This window comes from Mesorhizobium sp. CNPSo 4688 (assembly GCF_057784295.1).
Genome location: NZ_JBWLUY010000014.1, coordinates 123,893 through 142,433, shown reverse-complemented (window position 1 = coordinate 142,433; position 18,541 = coordinate 123,893). Strand labels below are relative to the sequence as shown.

16 protein-coding genes are annotated in these 18,541 nt (G+C 64.1%); 6 read left to right on the top strand and 10 right to left on the bottom strand.

Features of this window, described 5'->3' with window-relative positions; translation table 11 throughout:
• The first annotated feature begins 16 nt into the window (after positions 1–16).
• Positions 17–1,996, top strand: a complete 1,980-nt coding sequence (locus AC04SH_RS25570) for a glycoside hydrolase family 127 protein (protein ID WP_488577146.1) — start codon at positions 17–19, stop codon at positions 1,994–1,996.
• A 1-nt stretch (position 1,997) separates the two neighbouring features.
• Here the strand turns inward: AC04SH_RS25570 and AC04SH_RS25565 are convergent, their stop codons facing one another.
• From AC04SH_RS25565 to efp, 3 genes are all read right to left on the bottom strand, one after another.
• Positions 1,998–2,795 (bottom strand): endonuclease/exonuclease/phosphatase family protein, encoded by a 798-nt coding sequence (locus tag AC04SH_RS25565; RefSeq protein WP_488577145.1) that lies wholly within the window; start codon positions 2,793–2,795, stop codon positions 1,998–2,000.
• A gap of 83 nt (positions 2,796–2,878) precedes the next feature.
• Positions 2,879–4,339, bottom strand: a complete 1,461-nt coding sequence (locus tag AC04SH_RS25560; RefSeq protein ID WP_488577144.1) for a phospholipase D-like domain-containing protein — start codon at positions 4,337–4,339, stop codon at positions 2,879–2,881.
• Positions 4,340–4,409: 70 nt separating this feature from the next.
• Positions 4,410–4,979: an elongation factor P gene (gene efp / locus AC04SH_RS25555; RefSeq protein WP_477236455.1), complete on the bottom strand. Its 570-nt coding sequence runs from the start codon at positions 4,977–4,979 to the stop codon at positions 4,410–4,412.
• A 129-nt stretch (positions 4,980–5,108) separates the two neighbouring features.
• Between efp and epmA the strand changes: the two genes are divergently transcribed.
• The 3 genes from epmA to AC04SH_RS25540 all read left to right on the top strand — a co-directional run bounded on the left by epmA (position 5,109) and on the right by AC04SH_RS25540 (position 8,061).
• Positions 5,109–6,149, top strand: a complete 1,041-nt coding sequence (gene epmA / locus AC04SH_RS25550) for an EF-P lysine aminoacylase EpmA (protein ID WP_488577143.1) — start codon at positions 5,109–5,111, stop codon at positions 6,147–6,149.
• Positions 6,150–6,348: 199 nt separating this feature from the next.
• Positions 6,349–7,554: an ROK family transcriptional regulator gene (locus AC04SH_RS25545; RefSeq protein WP_488577142.1), complete on the top strand. Its 1,206-nt coding sequence runs from the start codon at positions 6,349–6,351 to the stop codon at positions 7,552–7,554.
• 6 nt (positions 7,555–7,560) lie between these two features.
• Complete coding sequence (locus AC04SH_RS25540) at positions 7,561–8,061, top strand: peptide deformylase (RefSeq protein ID WP_488577141.1); 501 nt, start codon at positions 7,561–7,563, stop codon at positions 8,059–8,061.
• 14 nt (positions 8,062–8,075) lie between these two features.
• Here AC04SH_RS25540 and AC04SH_RS25535 read toward each other — a convergent pair whose 3' ends face one another.
• The 7 genes from AC04SH_RS25535 to AC04SH_RS25505 form a co-directional block, all read right to left on the bottom strand.
• The gene (locus AC04SH_RS25535; protein ID WP_488577140.1) at positions 8,076–10,085 is read right to left on the bottom strand and encodes a beta-N-acetylhexosaminidase; all 2,010 of its coding nucleotides are present in this window, start codon (positions 10,083–10,085) and stop codon (positions 8,076–8,078) included.
• Between the two features lie 28 nt (positions 10,086–10,113).
• A complete protein-coding gene (locus AC04SH_RS25530) occupies positions 10,114–10,590 on the bottom strand; it encodes a GNAT family N-acetyltransferase (protein ID WP_488577139.1) in 477 nt (158 codons plus the stop codon).
• Between the two features lie 11 nt (positions 10,591–10,601).
• Positions 10,602–11,540, bottom strand: a complete 939-nt coding sequence (locus AC04SH_RS25525; RefSeq protein ID WP_488577138.1) for an ABC transporter ATP-binding protein — start codon at positions 11,538–11,540, stop codon at positions 10,602–10,604.
• On the bottom strand, positions 11,537–12,343 hold the full coding sequence (locus AC04SH_RS25520) for an ABC transporter ATP-binding protein (protein ID WP_488577137.1): 807 nt from the start codon (positions 12,341–12,343) through the stop codon (positions 11,537–11,539). Before AC04SH_RS25520 ends, AC04SH_RS25525 begins: the two co-directional genes overlap by 4 nt.
• Complete coding sequence (locus AC04SH_RS25515; RefSeq protein WP_488577136.1) at positions 12,340–13,242, bottom strand: ABC transporter permease; 903 nt, start codon at positions 13,240–13,242, stop codon at positions 12,340–12,342. Before AC04SH_RS25515 ends, AC04SH_RS25520 begins: the two co-directional genes overlap by 4 nt.
• Positions 13,239–14,222: an ABC transporter permease gene (locus tag AC04SH_RS25510; RefSeq protein WP_488577135.1), complete on the bottom strand. Its 984-nt coding sequence runs from the start codon at positions 14,220–14,222 to the stop codon at positions 13,239–13,241. Before AC04SH_RS25510 ends, AC04SH_RS25515 begins: the two co-directional genes overlap by 4 nt.
• Before the next feature lie 135 nt (positions 14,223–14,357).
• Entirely contained in the window at positions 14,358–16,076 is a 1,719-nt protein-coding gene (locus tag AC04SH_RS25505) for an ABC transporter substrate-binding protein (protein ID WP_488577134.1), read from the bottom strand.
• Positions 16,077–16,387: 311 nt separating this feature from the next.
• On the opposite strand from AC04SH_RS25505, the gene AC04SH_RS25500 reads away from it, so the two are divergent.
• On the top strand, positions 16,388–17,731 hold the full coding sequence (locus AC04SH_RS25500) for a TldD/PmbA family protein (RefSeq protein ID WP_488577133.1): 1,344 nt from the start codon (positions 16,388–16,390) through the stop codon (positions 17,729–17,731).
• Positions 17,718–18,518 carry a 3'(2'),5'-bisphosphate nucleotidase CysQ gene (locus AC04SH_RS25495; RefSeq protein WP_488577132.1) on the top strand — a complete coding sequence of 267 codons (801 nt, stop codon included), beginning with the start codon at positions 17,718–17,720 and terminating at the stop codon, positions 18,516–18,518. Before AC04SH_RS25500 ends, AC04SH_RS25495 begins: the two co-directional genes overlap by 14 nt.
• The last annotated feature ends 23 nt before the right edge of the window (positions 18,519–18,541 follow it).

The window sequence follows — 18,541 nt, the reverse complement described above, 5'->3', positions numbered from 1 at the left end:
CGAACGGAGCCAGCCGATGACCGCACACAAATCCGCCGCCCGGAAGACGGGAAAACTGAGCCTCGCCTTTCGCCCGCTGCCGGTGCCGCAGGTCGACGTGCGCGGCTTCTGGGGCGACCGCGTCGATGCGGTTGCGTCGCGCACCGCCGACATCCTCTATGAGCGCTGCGTCGAAGCCCGCATGCTGGACCAGATCGATCCGGACCGGCCATCGCCCGGCCTCGTCATCCCATTCCATTCGCCGTCGCCCGACGAGGCGGCCACGCCCGGCTTCACCGGCTCGACCGTGACGACGCAGATGTTCTGGGATTCCGACTGGGGCAAGACCATCGAGACCGCCGCCTATTCGCTCTACCGCCGCCGCAACGACCGGCTGGAGAAAAACATCGACGCCGTCATCGACATGTACGAAAAGCTGCAGCAGCCCGACGGCTATCTGTCCTCCTGGTACCAGCGCATCCAGCCTGGCCTGCGCTGGACCAATTTGCGCGACTGCCACGAACTCTACTGCGCCGGTCATCTGATCGAGGGCGCGGTCGCCTATTTCCAGGCTACCGGCAAGCGCAAGCTGCTCGACATCCTATGCCGGTATGCCGACCATATCGCCGACAGGTTCGGGCCAGAGCCCGGCAAGCAGAAGGGCTATTGCGGCCATGAGGAGATCGAGCTGGCGCTGGTCAAGCTGGCGCGGGCGACCGGCCAGCGGAAATACATGGAGCTGGCGAAATACTTCATCGACCAGCGCGGCGTTGAGCCGCATTATTTCGACGAGGAGGCGCGTGCGCGCGGCGCCGACCCGAAGGCCTATCATTTCAAGACCTACGAATACAATCAGTCGCACAGGCCGGTGCGCGAGCAGGACAAGGTCGTCGGTCATGCGGTCAGGGCGATGTACCTCTATTCCGGCATGGCCGACATCGCCACCGAATATGGCGACGATACGCTGCGGGCAGCGCTCGACCGGCTCTGGGACGATCTCACCACCAAGAGCCTTTACGTCACCGGCGGCATCGGGCCGTCGGCCCACAATGAAGGCTTCACCAGCGATTACGACCTGCCCAACGAAACCGCCTATGCCGAGACCTGTGCCTCGGTCGGGCTGGTGTTCTGGGCCAGCCGCATGCTCGGCATGGGTCCCAACGCCCGCTACGCCGACATGATGGAGCGGGCGCTCTACAACGGCTCGATCTCCGGCCTGTCGCTCGACGGCTCGCTGTTCTTCTACGAGAACCCGCTGGAAAGCCGGGGCAAGCACAATCGCTGGAAATGGCACCGCTGCCCCTGCTGCCCGCCCAATATCGGCCGCATGGTGGCGTCGATCGGCAGCTATTTCTACAGCGTCGCCGACGATGCGCTGGCCGTCCACCTCTATGGCGACTCGACGGCGCGTTTCGACATCGCGGGCACGCCGGTCAGACTGGTCCAGACCAGCAATTATCCCTGGGACGGCGCGGTCTCGATCCGGGTCGAACCGGATGCCCCCGTTGAGTTCACGCTGCATCTGCGCGTGCCGTCCTGGTGCCGCAAGGCGACGCTGAAGGTCAACGGGGCGTCTGTCGACCTCGATGCCGCGTCGAACGATGGCTACGCAGCGATCAGGCGCGAATGGCAAAAGGGCGACCGCGTCGAGCTTGACCTCGACATGTCGATCTCGCGCCTGTTCGCCAACCCGCAGGTGCGCCAAGACATCGGCCGCGTAGCACTTGCGCGCGGGCCGTTGATCTACTGCGTCGAAGAGACTGACAATGCCGGCCAACTGCACCGCATCACCTTGCCGCGCACGGCTGAGATCAAGGCGCAGCCCGAGCCGAACGTTCTCGGCGGCGTCGTCACCCTCTCGGCCACCGTCGATCGCGAAGCGGCGGAAAACTGGGACAACGGCCTTTACCGCGCCGAGGCGCCAGCCGTCGAGCAGGCGAAGCTCAAGGCCGTCCCTTATTATGCCTGGGACAATCGTGACCCCGGCGAGATGGTGGTGTGGTTGCGGGACGGGTGAGCTACAAACTCACAAAAGCCGTCAGCGGCAGGTGATCCGACGCCACCCGCGACAGCGGTGTGTCATGGGCTTCCACTGACGAGACCATGCCGTGCCGGTTGGCCATGATGCGGTCGAGCGCCAGCACCGGCAGGCCTGAGGGAAAAGTCGGCACCGCCGGCGGCGTGGCAAAGGTGGTGTGCAGCGTCTTCAGCGCCGAGCGGTTGCCCAGCCGCCATTCGTTGAGATCGCCGAGCAGCAGGGTCGGCCTTTCATCCTGGCTGCTCATAATGTCGAGCACGACGCGGGCCTGTTCGGAGCGCGAGCGGCGCAGCAGGCCGAGATGCGCGGCAATGACGCGCAGCGTGCGCGTTTCGTCGAGGTCGATCTCGGCCACCAGCGCGCCGCGCGGCTCCAGTCCCGGCAGCTTGATCTGATGCACGTCGCGCACGGTGCCGCGCTTGAACAAAAGCACGTTGCCACGCCAGCCATGGCCCTTGCCGTTTCCCGAAACCGGCACGGGGACCAGCCCGGTTTCGTGTTCGATCCGGGCCAGGTCTAGCAGCCCGGCGCGATCGCCGAACCGGTTGTCGGCCTCTTGCAAAGCAATGACGTCGGGGCCGATCTCGCGGATGACGCGGGCGGTGCGTTCAGGATCGAACCTGCGGTCGGTGCCGATGCATTTGTGAACATTGTAGGAGGCGACCACCATCTCAGCGCCATCAACCCGCTTGCGCGGCGTCGCGTTCGCCCTGCGCGCTTTCCTGCCGCGGATCGACAGGAGCACGGTTTCGGGGAGGCTGCGTCCGTTTATGTCCATGGGCCTGCGTTCAATCTGTCCTGATTCCTTGTTTTATGCATATCGTTCTCTCAAAAACCGGGACCACTTTTGAGCGATATGCATTAGAGATAGGGCGATCCCAGCCATAGCAACCGGTCGAAGACACGGATGACAAATGGCCGCGCTTTCAAGGTTGCGAATGTCACGGGTTTGGCCGCCGCGATTGCCGCTCCGATGCGCGCTTCGATCTCGGCGGCAAAGCCTGCATCCAGAACCTCGAGGTCGATCTCGAAATTCAGCCTGAGCGACCGGGCATCGAGGTTGGAGGAGCCGACATAGGTCCACACGCCATCGACCGACAGCAGCTTCGAATGGTCGAACGACCCTTCATGGCGCCACACCCGGCAATAGTGCTTCAGCACCTGGTCGTATTGCGCAGTCATGGCGCGGCCGACCAGGAAGAGATTGTTGACTGCCGGCACGACAATATCGATCTCGACGCCGCGCCGGGCCGCCGTGGTCAGCGCGCTGATGAATTCCCGGTCCGGCAGGAAATAGGGCGACATGATGCGGATCGATTTGCGGGCGACGGAAAATGCGCCCATCAGCAATTTGTGGTTGGTTTCGATGCTGGCGTCCGGACCCGACGCCACAGCCCGCATCAGGATTGGCTGACCGGGCGGCGGCGAGGGTTTCTCGACGTGCCAGACCTCGTCCTTGAGGGCCTCGTTGCCGGCAAAGCGCCAGTCCTCGGCGGCAACCGCAAACAGGTCGGCCACGACCGGTCCAGTGACCTGGAAATGCGTATCCGCCGAACTGGCGGTTCCCGTGAATTTGGCAGAGAATCCCTTGCGGATGTTTATGCCTCCCGTGAATGCGACCGCACCGTCGACGATCAGGATCTTCCTGTGCGTTCTCAAGTTCGCATAGGGAAGTCTCAGGCCCATGACGATGTTGCCGTTGAAGAGGTCGACGGTGACGCCGGCTTCGCGGAGAGTCGTGAGGATGCTGGGCACGGAATAGCGCACGCCGACGGCATCGATCAGCACGCGCACAGTGACGCCGCGCCGCACCGCGCCGGCCAGCGATTCGACGAACAGTTTGCCGACCTCGTCATTGTCGAAGATGTAGGTCTCGAGCAAGACGCTGCGCTGTGCCTCATCGATCGCCTTGCGCATGGCCGCGTAAGCATCGTCGCCTGTCCTCAGCATGGTGATTGCGTTTCCCGAAAGCAGCCCGCGTCGCGCCACCCTGTCGCCCAATGTCTTCAGGCCGGCAAAGCGTTGGCCGAATTCGGCTGAGATCAGCGCTTCGAGCGCAATGTCGCGGTCGTGTTTGGCTGTCTCGGCTTCGCCGGCCACGGGCCGCATCGCGCTGATCGTCGCGCGGCGGATGCGGTTGATGCCGGCAATGGCATAGATGATGGCGCCCAGGAACGGCGACAAGATCATCACGCCCACCCAGCCGGTGGCGGCGCGGACGTCTTCCTTCGTCATGATGGCGTGGACGATGCCGATGGCGGCCATCAGCATCGGAATGATCACGAGGATCAGAGGCCAGTAGGTCACAAAGGTCTGCCACATTGGCAGGACTATCGAGCCAGCGGCCGCAGAAGGCAATGCAAGGGATTAACGAGGACTGGGGCTTGGCACCTCAGTCCTTCGCCCGCTCCACATAGGAGCCGTCCGCCGTCATCACCACCACGCGCGTGCCGGCGCTGATGTGCGGCGGCACTGCGGTGCGCACGCCATTGGAGAGAACGGCCGGCTTGTAGGAGGACGACGCCGTCTGGCCCTTGGTCACCGGTTCGGTCTCGACCACCTCGAAGGTGGCGCGCTGCGGCAGCACGAGGGCAATGGCGATGCCGTTGAACTGCGAAATCTGGACCGCCATGCCTTCGAGCAGATAGGGCGCCATGTCGCCGACCACGCTTTCCGACACTGCGACCTGGTCGTAGGTTTCCGGATTCATGAAGTGATAGCCTTCGCTATCGGCGTAGAGGAAGGTGTGCTCGCGGTCCTCGACATAGGCGCGCTCGACCTGCTCGGTGGTGCGGTAGCGCTCCGAAACCTTCACCCCGTCGGAGATGCGGCGCATGTCGAGCTGGGTGACCGGAGTGCCCTTGCCAGGGTGGATGTTTTCGGCAAAGAGGATCACGTAAAGCTTGCCGTCCTTGTCGACGACGTTGCCTTTACGCAGGGAACTGGCGATGACCTTCACCACGGTTTTCAATCCTAGACTTCGTTGGCCTGAAACGATTGTTCGGCGCAAATCGGCTGCGAGAGCCGTCGCCGTAGCGCATCTTGGCGCGAACCGCCAGCCCTGTCAGCAATTCCGTTGCCCGGCAAATCCATGACCGAGGCCTCGCCCTGGTGGACACCGGACGTTCACGCCGACCGCCGGCCGCGGCTGATGGCGCGCAACGCCATCGCGGCCGCGATGCGTGACTGGTTTGGCGAGCGCGATTTTGTCGAGGTCGAGACGGCGGCCCTGCAGATATCGCCCGGCAATGAGGCGCATCTTTCGGCTTTCGCCACCGAGGCAATTGGTTCTGACGGGGAGCGCCGGCCGCTTTATCTCCACACATCGCCGGAATTCGCCTGCAAAAAGCTGCTTGCCGCCGGCGAAAGGCGCATCTTCAGCCTGGGTGCGGTCTGGCGCAACCGCGAGCGCGGCCCTTTGCATCATCCGGAATTCACCATGCTCGAATGGTACCGGGTCGGCGAAACCTATGAGAGCCTGATGGCCGACTGCGCCGAGCTGCTCACGTTGGCGGCCGAGCGGGCCGGCGCCAAAACCTTCCGCTTTCGCGGCCGCGAGGCCGATCCGTTCGCCGAGCCGGAGCGGTTGAGCGTGGCCGAAGCGTTTCAGCGCCATGCCGGCATCGACCTTCTCGCCACGGTGGCCGTGGACGGCAGCACGGATCGCGACGCGCTCCATCAAGCGCTGGTCAAGGCCGGCCTGCGCACGGCGGACGATGACAATTGGGCGGACCTGTTCAGCCGCGTGATGGTCGAAAAGATCGAACCGGTGCTGGGGCGGGGGCGGGCCACCATCCTGTACGGCTATCCGATCTCAGAAGCGGCCCTTGCTCGACCTAGCGCCGAGGACCCGCGCGTTGCCGAACGTTTCGAGCTCTATTGCTGTGGCGTCGAGCTCGCCAACGCTTTCGGCGAACTGACCGACGCTGCCGAGCAGCGCCGGCGCTTCGCCGCCGAGATGGACGAGAAAGAGCGCGTCTATGACGAGCGCTATCCGCTGGACGAGGATTTTCTCGCAGCCCTTGCCCTCATGCCGCAAGCCAGCGGCTCGGCGCTCGGTTTCGACCGGCTGGTGATGCTTGCGACGGGGGCAACCAGGATCGAAGACATCATCTGGACGCCCGTCGCCTGAAGGACAGGCAGGGCGGCTTATGCGGCCGCTTCTGGCTGCGCCGCGCCAGAACCTTGGCGACGAAAGCAGGACTATCGGATCTCCATAGTTCGTTCTGAAATGGATGCGATCCTGCCGGCCAGAATCTGTGTGCATAAATTAAATCAACTTGATTTTCTAAAGTGGTATTCTATGATTATGGAGCCCGGTAACAAGCCATATGACATCCAGAAAAGCCATCTCCGGCACCAATCTCGAACAGGCCAAGTCGCACAACAGGCGCGTGGTGATCGAGGCGATCCGCACCAATGGCGCCCTGTCGCGGGCGTCGATCGCGCGGCTGACGGCGCTGTCGTCGCAGACCATCTCCAACATTGTCGAAGAGCTCGAGCGCACCGAACTGCTGCGCCCGGAGGCGACGCTGAAGGGCGCGCGTGGCCAGCCGGCCGTGCCCTATTCGATCAACCCCGATGGCGGTTATTCCATCGGACTGCAGCTCGACCATCAGCTTGCCGTCGGCGTCGTCACTGACCTCTCCGGCACGATGCGCGCGCGTATCGAGAAAAACGTCGACCGGCCGACGCCTGCCGAGGCCATGCCGCTGCTCGCCGCCATAGCCGCCGAACTGATCGCCACCTCGCGTCTCGACCGGACAAGGCTGCTTGGCATCGGCATGAGCATGCCCGGCCCGTTCGGCGTCGAGGGCCTGACCTCCGTCGGCCCGACGGCGCTGCCCGGCTGGCACGATTTTCCGGTGGCCGAAGAGTTGCAGCGGCTCACCGGCATTCCCATGATGGTCGAAAACGACGCCACAGCAGCGGCCATCGGCGAACGCCTCTACGGCGTGGCCAAAAACCTCGACAGCTTCGTCTATCTGTTCATCGGCACCGGCCTCGGCGCCGGGCTGTTCCTCAACGGCCATCTCTACAAGGGCAGCCGGCACAATGCCGGCGAGATCGGCCACATCATCGTGCGGCCGGGCGGTCTGGCCTGTGGCTGCGGCAAGCGCGGTTGCCTGGAGCGCTACGTCTCGCTGCGCGCCGCATACGAGACGCTCGATTTGCCGGACCCCGACCATGCCTCGCCCGAGCTGCTCGAGGAATTGCTGGCCAAGGGCGACAGCCGTCTCGACGCCTGGATCGCGGACGCCGTCGAGCCGCTGCGCCAGGCGATCGACGTGCTGGAACTCGCGCTCGACCCGGAAACCGTGGTTCTCGGCGGCTTCATGCCGCTGTCGGTGATCGAGGAACTGGCGAGCCGGCTCGAGCCGCTGCATCTCTCCGTCAGCGCGACCAGCGCCCGCACCACGCCGCGCGTGCTGGTGGGTGCGGCCGGCAAGGACACGTCCGTTCTCGGTGCCGCCGCCTTGCCGATCTTTTCGGAAACCAACCCGCAATTCGACGTGCTGCAGAAACCGTTCGGCTGAAATCTTATGGCGGTTCGATCGATCATAAGATTTCCCAATCCGCTCCTGCGTGCTGTCGCGGAGCCGGTCGAGCTGTTCGACAGCGGCTTGTCCAGTCTGGCTGACGATCTCATCGACACTATGCACGCAGCGCCCGGGATCGGCATCACCGCCCCGCATATCGGCGTTTTGAAACGTCTGGTGGCGATACAACTGCCTTCGGCCTCTAAGTCTGGGATTTATGTAAATCCATCCATTGTCGAGGCCTCGCCCGAAGTGATCCGCCATACGGAAGGCAGCGTTTCGATGCCCGGCGTCACCGAAGAGATCGAGAGACACGCAAGCGTACGGGTTCGCTATCAGGATCTGGATGGCAACGAGCGCTTCGAGGACGCCGATGGACTGCTGGCGGTTTGCCACCAGCACGAGATCGATCAGCTCGACGGTATCTTCTGGACGCAAAAACTGTCGCGCTTGAAGCGCGACCGGCTGACCAAGCGCTACGACAAGCTGATGCGGACGACCTGAACGGAAGTCCGACGCTAGGATACCCCGTAGAGAGCCGGCATCAGTCCGGCGAGCGCACGGAATCGTTCCCATGACTTTCGCTCCGGCGTGGACCAGCCGGTTTCGGCAAGCGCCGAAAGCCTGGGAAAGACCAGCCGGTCGAAGACCGTGCGGTCGGTCATCGGTTCCGACCAGATGCAGCACTGCACGCCGAGGAAATGCTTCTTCTGTGTTGCGCTCCAGCCTTCGATGGGATCGAATCCGTAGAGTTTCTCGGGTGATGACCAGCCGGCCCAGGCAGCGCCCGGCTCCGACCATTCCTGGCTGTTGGCCATGTCGAGGTAATAGACCTGTCCCGGATTGACGACGATGTCGTAGCCTTCGCCGGCAAGTGCGGCCGAAACCTCGACGTTGCGCCAGCCATTGAGATAGCTTTTCGTCTTGTCGATGACATTGCCGTGCGCGGCTTCCTCCCAACCACCAGTGATGCAGCCTCGCGATGCCAGGAAGGTCTGGATCCGCTTGAGAAACTGGGCTTGCAGAACGGCAGCACCCGAGCCGTCGATCTCGTCGGCGCCATGCGTGTTAGTGACCACGCCGAGCCGCTTGGCATGCGATTGCGCCAGCGCCTCGCCACCGAGTTCGGCAAGCCGTTTCAGCGCCTGCGGCGAGCCCGACCAGGCGCCGATCGGCACCTCGTCGGCGCCGACATGGATGGCCTTGAAAGGGAACAGCTCGATCATCTCGTCGAAGATCGTTTCGAGCACGCGGTAAGTTTCCTCGCGAGCCGGGTTGAGGCAGTTGTTGGGAAAGCCCTGCACCGAAAAATAGTCGCCGTGCTCGCTGGGGTCGCGCAGCTCGGGCAGCGCTTTAAGCATGGCGTAGCAATGGCCGGGTACGTCGATCTCCGGCACCACCTCGATGCCGAACCGGCCGGCAAGCCCGACGATGTCGCGGATCGCAGCCTTCGTATAATAGCCGCCGGTCTTACCTGGACCCGAACCGAGGAGCGAGGGGAGCGGCAGGCCATGGCCGCGCCATGCGCCGATGCCGGTCAGTTGCGGATAGGCCGATATTTCGACTCGCCAAGCCTCGTCGTCGGACAGATGCCAATGGAAACGGTTCAGCTTGTTCCAGGCGAAAATGGCGAGGAATTGCTCGACCTCGGCCGAGGCATAGAACTGGCGCGCCGTATCGAGATGGCAACCGCGCCAGCCCATTGACGGCTCATCATGGATTTGACCCTGCGCCGGGAAGACGAAGGTTGCCGGATGTTTTCGGGCGCCGCGCAGGATCTGGCCGAGCGTGATCAGCCCGTAGAGAAACCCGGTGTCCGTCGCCGCTGACACCGTCGCAGCCTCGGCTGCGAAATCGATCGCATAGGCTTCCGGCCCAAATCCGTCTTTGCGGGAAAGATTGATCGGGAAGCCGCCTTCCGCCGCTGGGCGTACAAGTCCTTCGACCGGAAACAGCCTGGCGCTGAGCTCAGCGAAAGCAGCGGCCGCAGCTTTGGCCTCTTCGCCTTGCGGCCTCGGGTCGATGCCGGCCGGCACGGGCAGGGCACCGGACACCTCGACCTGGCGCGGCCATGGGATGACCGAAATGATGACTGGCGCCACGGCCGGCACCGGGTAGGGCTCGGCGCCGCGCTTCAGTGGCGCGTTGTCGCCTTTCGCTTTCGTCGGCTCGACGGAAAGGCGCTGGACGCTGCCATCGGCGAGCACCAGGTACGCGCCGGTGGCGCCGTCGGTCCAGTGCCGCAGCGGATAACTCAGGCCGCGCACCGTCAATGTCCAGGCAGCACCCGGTTCGAGCACGAAGCCGGGGGGCGGTACGAATTCGGCATGGTTCGATAGCCGCTCGACCAGCGTGGCACCTTCGACGGCGGCCGCCGGGTCGATCCGCGCCGGGCCGCTGATGCAGAGCCGGAAATCCTTGAGCGCCTGCTTTGAGGCGTTGGTGAGCTTCAGCGAATAGGCCAGCGCCTGGCTGTCCGATGCGGGCGTCCAAAAACTCTCCAGCCGCAGGGCAAGTGTCTCGGTCATGGCAATCTCATGTGTAAGCGTGAAAAGATCAGTCGGCCGATCTCAGCAGGCCGGCATAGATGCCGGGCTCCGAATTGGGGATTTGCGTCGCGCCGACAGTGCGTTCGTAGAATTCGGACGGGCCGACATCGCCGATGATGGCGTAGGCGTAGCCCATGGTTTTCAGATCGAGCAGCGAGGCCAAAAGCAGCGCATGGCCGATGCCCTGGCCGCGCACCGCCTCGTCGACGCCGGTGGGGCCGAAAAAGCCGCGGGCGATCGACTCATGGCAGGCGAAGCCGACCAGTTTTTCCGCCCTTGAGGCCAGAAAACAGGTCGGCGGCTGGCGCATGATCGAAACAGCCGTCTCGCCGGCCCAGCCGGCACTGAACTTGCGCCGCACCCAGTCGGTGACCAGCTCATATTCCGGCGCCAGGGCGCGGCGGATGGTGACGCCGGCCTTCGCCACGCGCTGGTCGAGCGCGGGGTCGGCTGCTAGCACGGAGAGATTGACCAGATAATCCATTGCGATGTCCGTTAAGAAGCCGCGCCGAGTGCGCGCACAAAATGGTCCGGCCCGACCTGGTCCACGACTGTGGATGTCGGGCGCGAGCGCTGCCGCACCTCCTCGGCATGGCCAAGGAAACGCGCGCTGTCGCCGGGTACGAAGGGACGGTCCGGGTCGGGCACGGCCGACAGCAGAAGCTGCGTGTAGGGATGGTGAGGATCGCCGATGACGGCATTCGTCGCGCCCCATTCGACCATCTGTCCCGCGAACATCACAATGACGTCCTCGGCGACATGGGCTGCGGTGGCGATATCGTGCGTGATGTAGAGCATGGCCAGGCTCTTCTCGCGCTTGATGCGCGCCAGCAGGTCGAGAATGCCGAGCCGGATCGAGACGTCGAGCATCGAGGTCGGCTCGTCGGCGACCAGCACTTCCGGCTGCACGGCGAGCGCCCTGGCGATGTTGATGCGCTGGCGCTGTCCGCCCGACAGCTCGTGCGGGAATTTGTGCGCCGTCAGATCGGGGTCGAGGCCGACGCCGGCAAGCAGTTCCGACACGCCCTTGGTTAGTGCTGCCTTGCCCTTGGCATGGCCATGCAGCGCCAGCGGCCGCGCCAAATGGTGATGCGCGGTGAACACCGGATTGAGCGAGGCGAACGGATCCTGGAACACCATCTGCACCGCGCGGCGATACGCGCGTTCTTCCTCAGCGGTGCCGGCTTTGGTCGCGTCACGGCCGCGAAAAGACAATGTTCCTGATGTCGGATGGTCCATGCGCGCGATGATGCGGGCGCAGGTGGTCTTGCCGCAGCCGGATTCGCCGACCAGCGCCAGCGCCCGGCCGGGCCGCAGCGCCAGCGTGATGCCGCGCAGCGCCTGCACAACGCCGAAGCTGCGTTCGATCGCTTCCAGGGCGATAATGGGTTCGGCGTTGACCACTGCCGAGAGCGAGGAGGGGAGCGCGTTCATACGGCCACTCGCGCCCGCGCCGGCAGTTGCGGGATCGCCCCCCACAGCTTGCGCGTATATTCATGCACCGGCGCCCGGCTTACTTGGCTGACGTCGCCGACTTCCACCAGTTCGCCTTTCAGCATCACTCCGATACGGTTGCACAGTTGCGACATCAGATGCAGATCGTGGGTGATGAACAGCACGGAGAAGCCGAGGCCGCGCTGCAGGTCGATCACCTGCTCCAGGATCTCGCGCTGCACCACCACATCGAGCGCCGTCGTCGGCTCGTCCATGATGATCAGTTCCGGCTCCAGCGCCAGGCAAATGGCAATGACGATACGCTGGCGCATGCCGCCGCTGAACTGGTGCGGATAATCGCGCAGCCGGTTGGCGGCGATGCCGACCAGCTTGAACATCGCCTCGGCGCGCGCCCGCGACTGCGCGCGGCTGAAGCTGTTGTGCCGGCGCAGCACGTCGTGAAACTGGTCTTCGACCCGCATCAGCGGATTGAGTGAATTCATCGCGCTCTGGAACACCATGCCGATACGGCTCCAACGCACTTTCTGCAGGGCCACTTCGGTGAGCTTCAAAAGATCCTGGCCGTTGAGCAGGATCTCGCCACCCGCCACCCAGGCCGGCGATTTGGCCAGCCTCGTAATGGCATAGGCGATGGTGCTCTTGCCGCAGCCAGATTCGCCGGCAAGCCCGAACAGCTCGCCGCGGCCGATATCGAACGACACGTTCTTCACCGCGCGGAAGGCACCCTTGTCTAGCAAATAGTCGACGCTGAGGTCGCGGACTTGCAGCAGGGGTCCGCTCACCGTGCTGCCTCCAATTCGCGCTTGCGCAGCCTGGTCAGTCGCAGCCAACGGGTGAGCGCCGGACCGGAGCGCAACTGCGGGTTGGCGATCTCGTCGAAGGTGAAATTGAGCAGCGCCAGCCCCAAGCCCACCAGCGCGATGCCGAGGGCCGGCGCACCGATGTCCCACCAGGCGCCGACGATGATCGCCGACGAGTTCTGCGCATTGTAGAGCATGGTGCCCCATGTGACGTTGAGCGGATCGCCGAAGCCGAGATATTCGAGTGTGGTCTGCGCAACGATGGCGTAGATGATCGAGCCGACGATGTTGATGCCGATCAACGGCACCAGATTGGGCAGGATCTCGACGAAGATGATGCGCCATGAAGGCTCGCCGACCATGCGCGCGGCGGTGACGAATTCACGGTTGCGCAGCCCCATCATCTGCGCCCGCGTCATGCGCGCGCCCCATGGCCAGGAGGTCAGCGTGATGATCGTCATGATGGTGATCGGCCCCACTGTTCCGGCAAAAGACGCCAGCAGAATGAGCAATGGGATGTTGGGAATGACCAGCACTGCGTTCGTGGCAAGATCGAGCGTCGCGTCGATGCGGCCGCCGAAATAGCCGGCGAAGAGGCCGATCACCGTGCCGAGTGCCGTAATGGCCAAACCTGTGGCGAAGCCGACGGCGAGCGAGGAGCGGGCGCCCCAGACGAACTGGCTGTAGACATCGCGGCCCATCTTGGTGGTGCCGAAATAATGCTCGATCGTCGGCGGCTGATGCGAGCGGCCGACGCGCGCGCCTGGGTCGTTCGGCGCCAGGACGGGTGCTGCCAGCGCCGTCAGGCAAAGTGCCGCGACGATGATGAAGCCGGCCACCGCCTTCTTTTGCCGGAGCAGGAGTTGCAGCCCGAACCTCATGCCCGCTCCTCGCTGACGCGCGGGTCGACCACGCCATAGACGATGTCGACCAGCAGATTGGCTCCGAGCGTCGCCAATGTCATCAACAGAAGCTGGCCCTGGATGACCGGATAGTCGCGCGCTACGCTCGCCGTGAACAATGTCAGGCCGAGGCCTGGGTAGTTGAACACGATCTCGGTGACGATCGAGCCGCCGAACACCGCGCCCAGCATCAGCGCCAGATTGGTTAGAACGGGGAGCATCGCGTTGCGCGCCGCGTAGGAGAACATCACCGCCGTTTCCGACAGGCCCTTGGCGCGGCCCATGGTGACATAGTCCTCGCCGAGCACCGAAATCATCGAGGAGCGCATTGTGGTCTGGAACTCGCCGATCATCAGAGGCGACAGCGTCAGCACGGGCAGGACGGCGTGCCAGAACACGCTGCCGAAGAAGGTGAAGTTGAGCCCTGGATCGAGGTCGGGATTGTAGGCATAGCCAACCGGACACCAGCGCAGCGCCACACCGAACGTGAACAGCGCCGCGAGCGCGAAGATGACTGGCGGAATGGCTTTCAGGACGACAGAAAACGGCGAGACGAACGCATCGAAACGTCCGCCCCGCCGCCAGGCTGCCACTGCGCCGAGGGAGACACCGACGCAGAGGGAAAAGATGATGGCGCAGGTGATCAGCAGCGCCGTCCAGCCGGCCGATCTCGCCAGCACCTGCGTGACCGTCTGCGGATAATATTTCACCGACACGCCGAGATCGAAGGTGGCGAGCCCCTTCAGATAGTCGACGAACTGTAGCCAGACAGGCTGCTGCACGGCGCCAAAACGGGCCTTGATCGCCTCGATGGCCGCGGGCGTGGCGCGCGGCCCAAGCTGCGCGATCATCGAGTCCACCGGGCTGCCAGGCATCAGCCTGGGAAGCGTGAAGTTTACGACGACGGCAAACAGGAAGGCGGCGAAATAAACGCCCAGCCGCCGAAGAGGTATCCGCATCGTCATTCCCCGTTGGTCTCCGTTTCGACCGGTGTCACAAGCAGTGCGAACAGGAGAGTAGCCTGATCCGCTTCGCCTGCCCGTGCAAATCGCCGCCTTCCCCTCGCAGTCGAGAGGGGAAGGCGGCTTAACTGTTTATTGCACCGGCTTCAGCCGCAGGAGATGCATCAACCGCATGCGGTTGTTGTCGTGGTTCTCGGGGTTCATCACCGGCTCGTCCTTGGTCACCCAGCCGGTGAAGCGCTTGGTCGAATACTGGTACCAGGTCGGGCCGTTGAACACCGGCACGACAGGGAAATCGTCGGCGATGATCACCTGCACCTGGTCGAACAGCTTCCTGCGCTCCTCATCCGTGGTTGCCTTGCGGTAGTCGTCGAACACCTTGTCGAGTTCAGGATTGGAGTAGCGCGAGTCGGCGTGGACGATGCGCCCGGCGAACGCCGTCGACAGCGTCTGGTAGTAGCCGCGGAACGGGGTCGGGCCGTCGGGACGGGAGTTCATGACGGCGTCGAAAGACCCGTCCAGGAGTTGCTTCTGCCACTGCTCGTATTCCGGCGTGGCAACCGAAGCATTGATGCCGATCTTGCGCAGACCCTCGGTGGCGATCTGCACGGCGTCGATCCAGTCGGTCCAGCCATTCGGAACGATGATGACGAAGGCGATCGGCTGCCCCTTCGGCGTGGTGCGCATGCCGTCGGCGCCCTTTTTGTAGCCGGCGTCGTCAAGCACCTTGTTGGCCTTGTCGACATCGTAGGTCATCCACACGTCCTTGTCGCCTTCGGCGGCCTTGTTGCGCCAGGCGTCGAAGCGCGGCGGCAGGCCGCTCGCGTGCAGATTGACCACCGGATAGCCGAAGCCGGCAATGTCGACCATCGCCGTGCGGTCCATGGCCAGGCTGAAGGCATGACGGAAATTGATGTCGCCGAAGGCTTCGGCCAGGCCGGGATTGGCGGTCTTGAAGTTCATCTCGAAGGCGATGGTTTCCGCCGGCGGCTGCCAGTAGCCGTTGTGGTCCTTGTCGAGCGCGACATAGGTCTTGTCGATCTCGGGCAGGAAGGAGCCGATCCAGTCCATCGAACCTTCCGGCAAAAGCGCCAGCATCTGGTCGTTGCCGGCAATCTGCGGCAGCTTCAGGCAGTCCACATGCAGCGAGGCAGCGTCCCAATAATTGGGGTTGCGGCACTGCTCATAGACCTGCGGCGTGAAGCGGCGGATCTCGGTCATCGGGCCGGAGCCGACCGGCTTCTCGTTCTTGAAGGTGAGCGGGTCGGCGATATCTTTCCAGATGTGCTCCGGCACGATGGGGAAATCGGCCATCGATTCGGGGAAATGCGTGTCGACGTCCTTCAGCGTGATCTTCACTTCCGTCGGCGAGGGCGCCTCAACCGAAGCCACGCTTTCGCTGACGCCGACGATATCGACGGCCTTGTTCTTGAGCATCAGGTCGAGCGTGTATTTCATGTCGGCCGAGGTCAGCGGCTTGCCGTCCGACCATTTGACGCCGTCGCGCAGCGTGTAGGTAATCGACTTCAGATCGTCGGAGAATTTGTAGCCTGTCGCCAGCCGGAAGATCGGCTTGCCGCCGTCATAGTCGTTGAAGATGACCAGCGGCTCGTAGACGAAATCCATCGTGCTCTGGCGGCGTCCGCCAAGGTCGAAAGGATTGAAGTTCTGCACCCAGCTCGTCTGCTCCTCAATATGCATGGCGAGCACCGATTCGGCCGCTGCCGGCTTCATCCCCGAGGCGAGGGCGACTGACGCCAAAGCCGCGCCGCCCAACGCCAAAAATCGGCGCCGGCTGAACCGCTCGCGCCCGGGTACCAACTGGTTGAATGGTTGCACGCGACCGAGCATCTTTTCTCCTCCCTGAGCAGACTGGCCTATGATGTAAATCAAATTGATTTAATCGTAGGCGAAAGCGGGCGTCAACCCTGCGTCCTGTGGAAAGGGCTGCTGTTTCGAGAAAGTTCGAAGCCTTGCCGCCGCGCAGTCGGCTTATCATCACCATCGCCTTGGCCTGAGGTGCCGACGCGGCGTTGCGGTCTGCTCGGGCGCTATGCCGCAGCGGCGCAATTGCCGGTCCGCCATTGCACAAGCCGCAGCGGAACAATAGATGGTGCAGCAGCCGCTACCGCCCGGCGCGGCTTGAAGCCAGGACCATGCCCATGACCGATACATCAGAGGCAGCGAAATTGACCGACCGCGTCGCGGCTCTGGTCGAGGCTGCCAAAAAGGCTGGCGCCGATGCTGCCGATGCGGTTGCCGTGCGCGGCCGCTCGACCGGCGTGTCGGTGCGGCTGGGCAAGGTTGAGAACACCGAGGCCTCCGAGGGTGACGATGTCTCGCTGCGCGTCTTCGTTGGCAACCGGGTGGCGAGCGTATCGGCGACAGCGGCGTCGGACCCCAAGGCGCTGGCCGAGCGCGCCGTTGCGATGGCGAAGGTCTCGCCCGAGGATCCCTTTCAGGGTCTCGCCGATCCGGCCTTGCTGGTCGGCAAGGTGCGCGACCTCGATCTGTTCGACGCCACCGAGGTCTCGGCCGATCAATTGAAGGAAGCGGCTTTGGCCGCCGAGGAAGCAGCGCTTGCCGTCAAGGGCGTCACCAATTCGGCCGGCAGCAGCGCCAGCGCTGGGCTGGGCGGACTGGTGCTCGCGACGTCGAACGGCTTTGTCGGCCACTATGTCGCCTCGCGCTTTTCGCGCTCGGCCAGCGTCATTGCGGGCGAGGGCACCGGAATGGAGCGCGATTACGAATATTCCTCGCACCAGCATTTTTCCGATCTCGACGCCCCCGAGCTGATCGGCCGCAAGGCTGGCGAGCGTGCCGTGCGCCGCCTCGGTGCCCGCAAGGCGGCGACCGGTCCGGTCAACGTCGTGTTCGATCCGCGCGTCGCGCGCGGCATTGCCGGCCATCTTGCCGGCGCCATCAACGGCGGCTCGGTGGCGCGCAAGACCAGTTTTTTGCGCGAGATGATGGGCAAGCAGGTCGCCTCAGCTGACATCACCGTCACCGATGAGCCGCTGCGGCGCCGCGGCCAGGCCTCGCGGCCATTCGACGGCGAAGGCGTCGAGGGCGAAAAGCTGCTGATGGTCGAAAACGGCGTGCTGAAGCACTGGTTCCTGTCGACGTCCGCCGCGCGGGAATTGGGACTGACCACCAACGGACGCGGTGCGCGCAGCGGTTCCTCAGTGTCGCCGTCATCGACCAATCTCGCCATCGAGCCGGGCGACAGGACGCCGGAAGATCTGATCAAGTCGCTGAAATCAGGCTTTTACGTCACCGAAGTGTTCGGCCAGGGCGTCGACATGGTGACCGGCGAATACAGTCGCGGCGCGTCCGGCTTCTGGATCGACAATGGCGAGCTTGCCTATCCGGTGGCCGAGGTGACCATCGCCTCCAATCTGAAGACGATGTTCCTCAACATGGTGCCGGCGAGCGACCTCGACCGTAATTTCGGCACCGCGGCACCGACGCTGCTGATCGAAGGCATGACCCTTGCCGGCGCGTGACCCGGTCATATCGGCTGCAGAAGACCTTGAGCTTTTGCGCGACGCCGCCCGCGAGGCCGGCGCCATCGCCATGCGCTATTTCGGCAAAAACCCGCAAGTGTGGATGAAGGGCGGCACCTCGCCGGTCAGCGAGGCCGACCATGCGGCTGATGCCTATTTGCGTGAGACCCTGCTCGCGGCGCGGCCGGACTATGGCTGGCTGTCGGAGGAAACTACCGACGATCCGGCGCGGCTTCTGGCGCGCCGCACCTTTGTCGTCGATCCCATCGACGGCACCCGTGGCTTCCTCGAAGGCCTGCGCTCCTGGTGCGTCAGCGTCGCCGTGGTCGAGGATGGCCGCACGCTCACCGGCGTGCTCGAATGCCCGGCCAAGGACGAAACCTATTGGGCGCTGCCCGGACAGGGCGCATTCCTCAATGGCGAGCCCATTGCCGTGCGCCGCTTGGACGAGACGGTCGAAATCGGCGGGCTGAAGCAGCTGATCGACCTTATGCCGGCGGAGTGGCAGGGCAGGGTGCATCGCGCGGCGCACATTCCCTCGCTCGCCTACCGGCTGGCGATGGTCGCCAACGGCACGCTCGACGCCACCTTCGTCAAGCCCAACGCGCATGACTGGGATATTGCCGCCGCCGATCTCATTCTGCGCGAAGCCGGCGGCGCCGTGCTCGACGGGCATGGCCGCGCGCCGCTTTACGCCGGCGAGGTGATCCGTCACGGAGCCTTGGTCGCCGGCAGCGGGAAGCTGCTCACCGTGCTTGCCGGCGTCATTGCCGGTACGGAAGCGTGATCGAAGGTTCCAAAGTCGACAGC

Excerpts from the sequence above, each read along its gene's own strand:
- AC04SH_RS25540 (WP_488577141.1), top strand. The coding sequence starts at position 7,561 with ATGGCGGTTCGATCGATCATAAGATTTCCCAATCCGCTCCTGCGTGCT.
- AC04SH_RS25525 (WP_488577138.1), bottom strand. The coding sequence starts at position 11,540 with ATGAACGCGCTCCCCTCCTCGCTCTCGGCAGTGGTCAACGCCGAACCC.
- AC04SH_RS25545 (WP_488577142.1), top strand. The coding sequence starts at position 6,349 with ATGACATCCAGAAAAGCCATCTCCGGCACCAATCTCGAACAGGCCAAG.
- AC04SH_RS25515 (WP_488577136.1), bottom strand. The coding sequence starts at position 13,242 with ATGAGGTTCGGGCTGCAACTCCTGCTCCGGCAAAAGAAGGCGGTGGCC.
- AC04SH_RS25565 (WP_488577145.1), bottom strand. The coding sequence starts at position 2,795 with ATGGACATAAACGGACGCAGCCTCCCCGAAACCGTGCTCCTGTCGATC.
- AC04SH_RS25500 (WP_488577133.1), top strand. The coding sequence starts at position 16,388 with ATGACCGATACATCAGAGGCAGCGAAATTGACCGACCGCGTCGCGGCT.
- AC04SH_RS25535 (WP_488577140.1), bottom strand. The coding sequence starts at position 10,085 with ATGACCGAGACACTTGCCCTGCGGCTGGAGAGTTTTTGGACGCCCGCA.
- AC04SH_RS25530 (WP_488577139.1), bottom strand. The coding sequence starts at position 10,590 with ATGGATTATCTGGTCAATCTCTCCGTGCTAGCAGCCGACCCCGCGCTC.
- AC04SH_RS25560 (WP_488577144.1), bottom strand. The coding sequence starts at position 4,339 with ATGTGGCAGACCTTTGTGACCTACTGGCCTCTGATCCTCGTGATCATT.
- epmA (WP_488577143.1), top strand. The coding sequence starts at position 5,109 with ATGACCGAGGCCTCGCCCTGGTGGACACCGGACGTTCACGCCGACCGC.
- AC04SH_RS25505 (WP_488577134.1), bottom strand. The coding sequence starts at position 16,076 with ATGCTCGGTCGCGTGCAACCATTCAACCAGTTGGTACCCGGGCGCGAG.
- AC04SH_RS25510 (WP_488577135.1), bottom strand. The coding sequence starts at position 14,222 with ATGCGGATACCTCTTCGGCGGCTGGGCGTTTATTTCGCCGCCTTCCTG.
- AC04SH_RS25570 (WP_488577146.1), top strand. The coding sequence starts at position 17 with ATGACCGCACACAAATCCGCCGCCCGGAAGACGGGAAAACTGAGCCTC.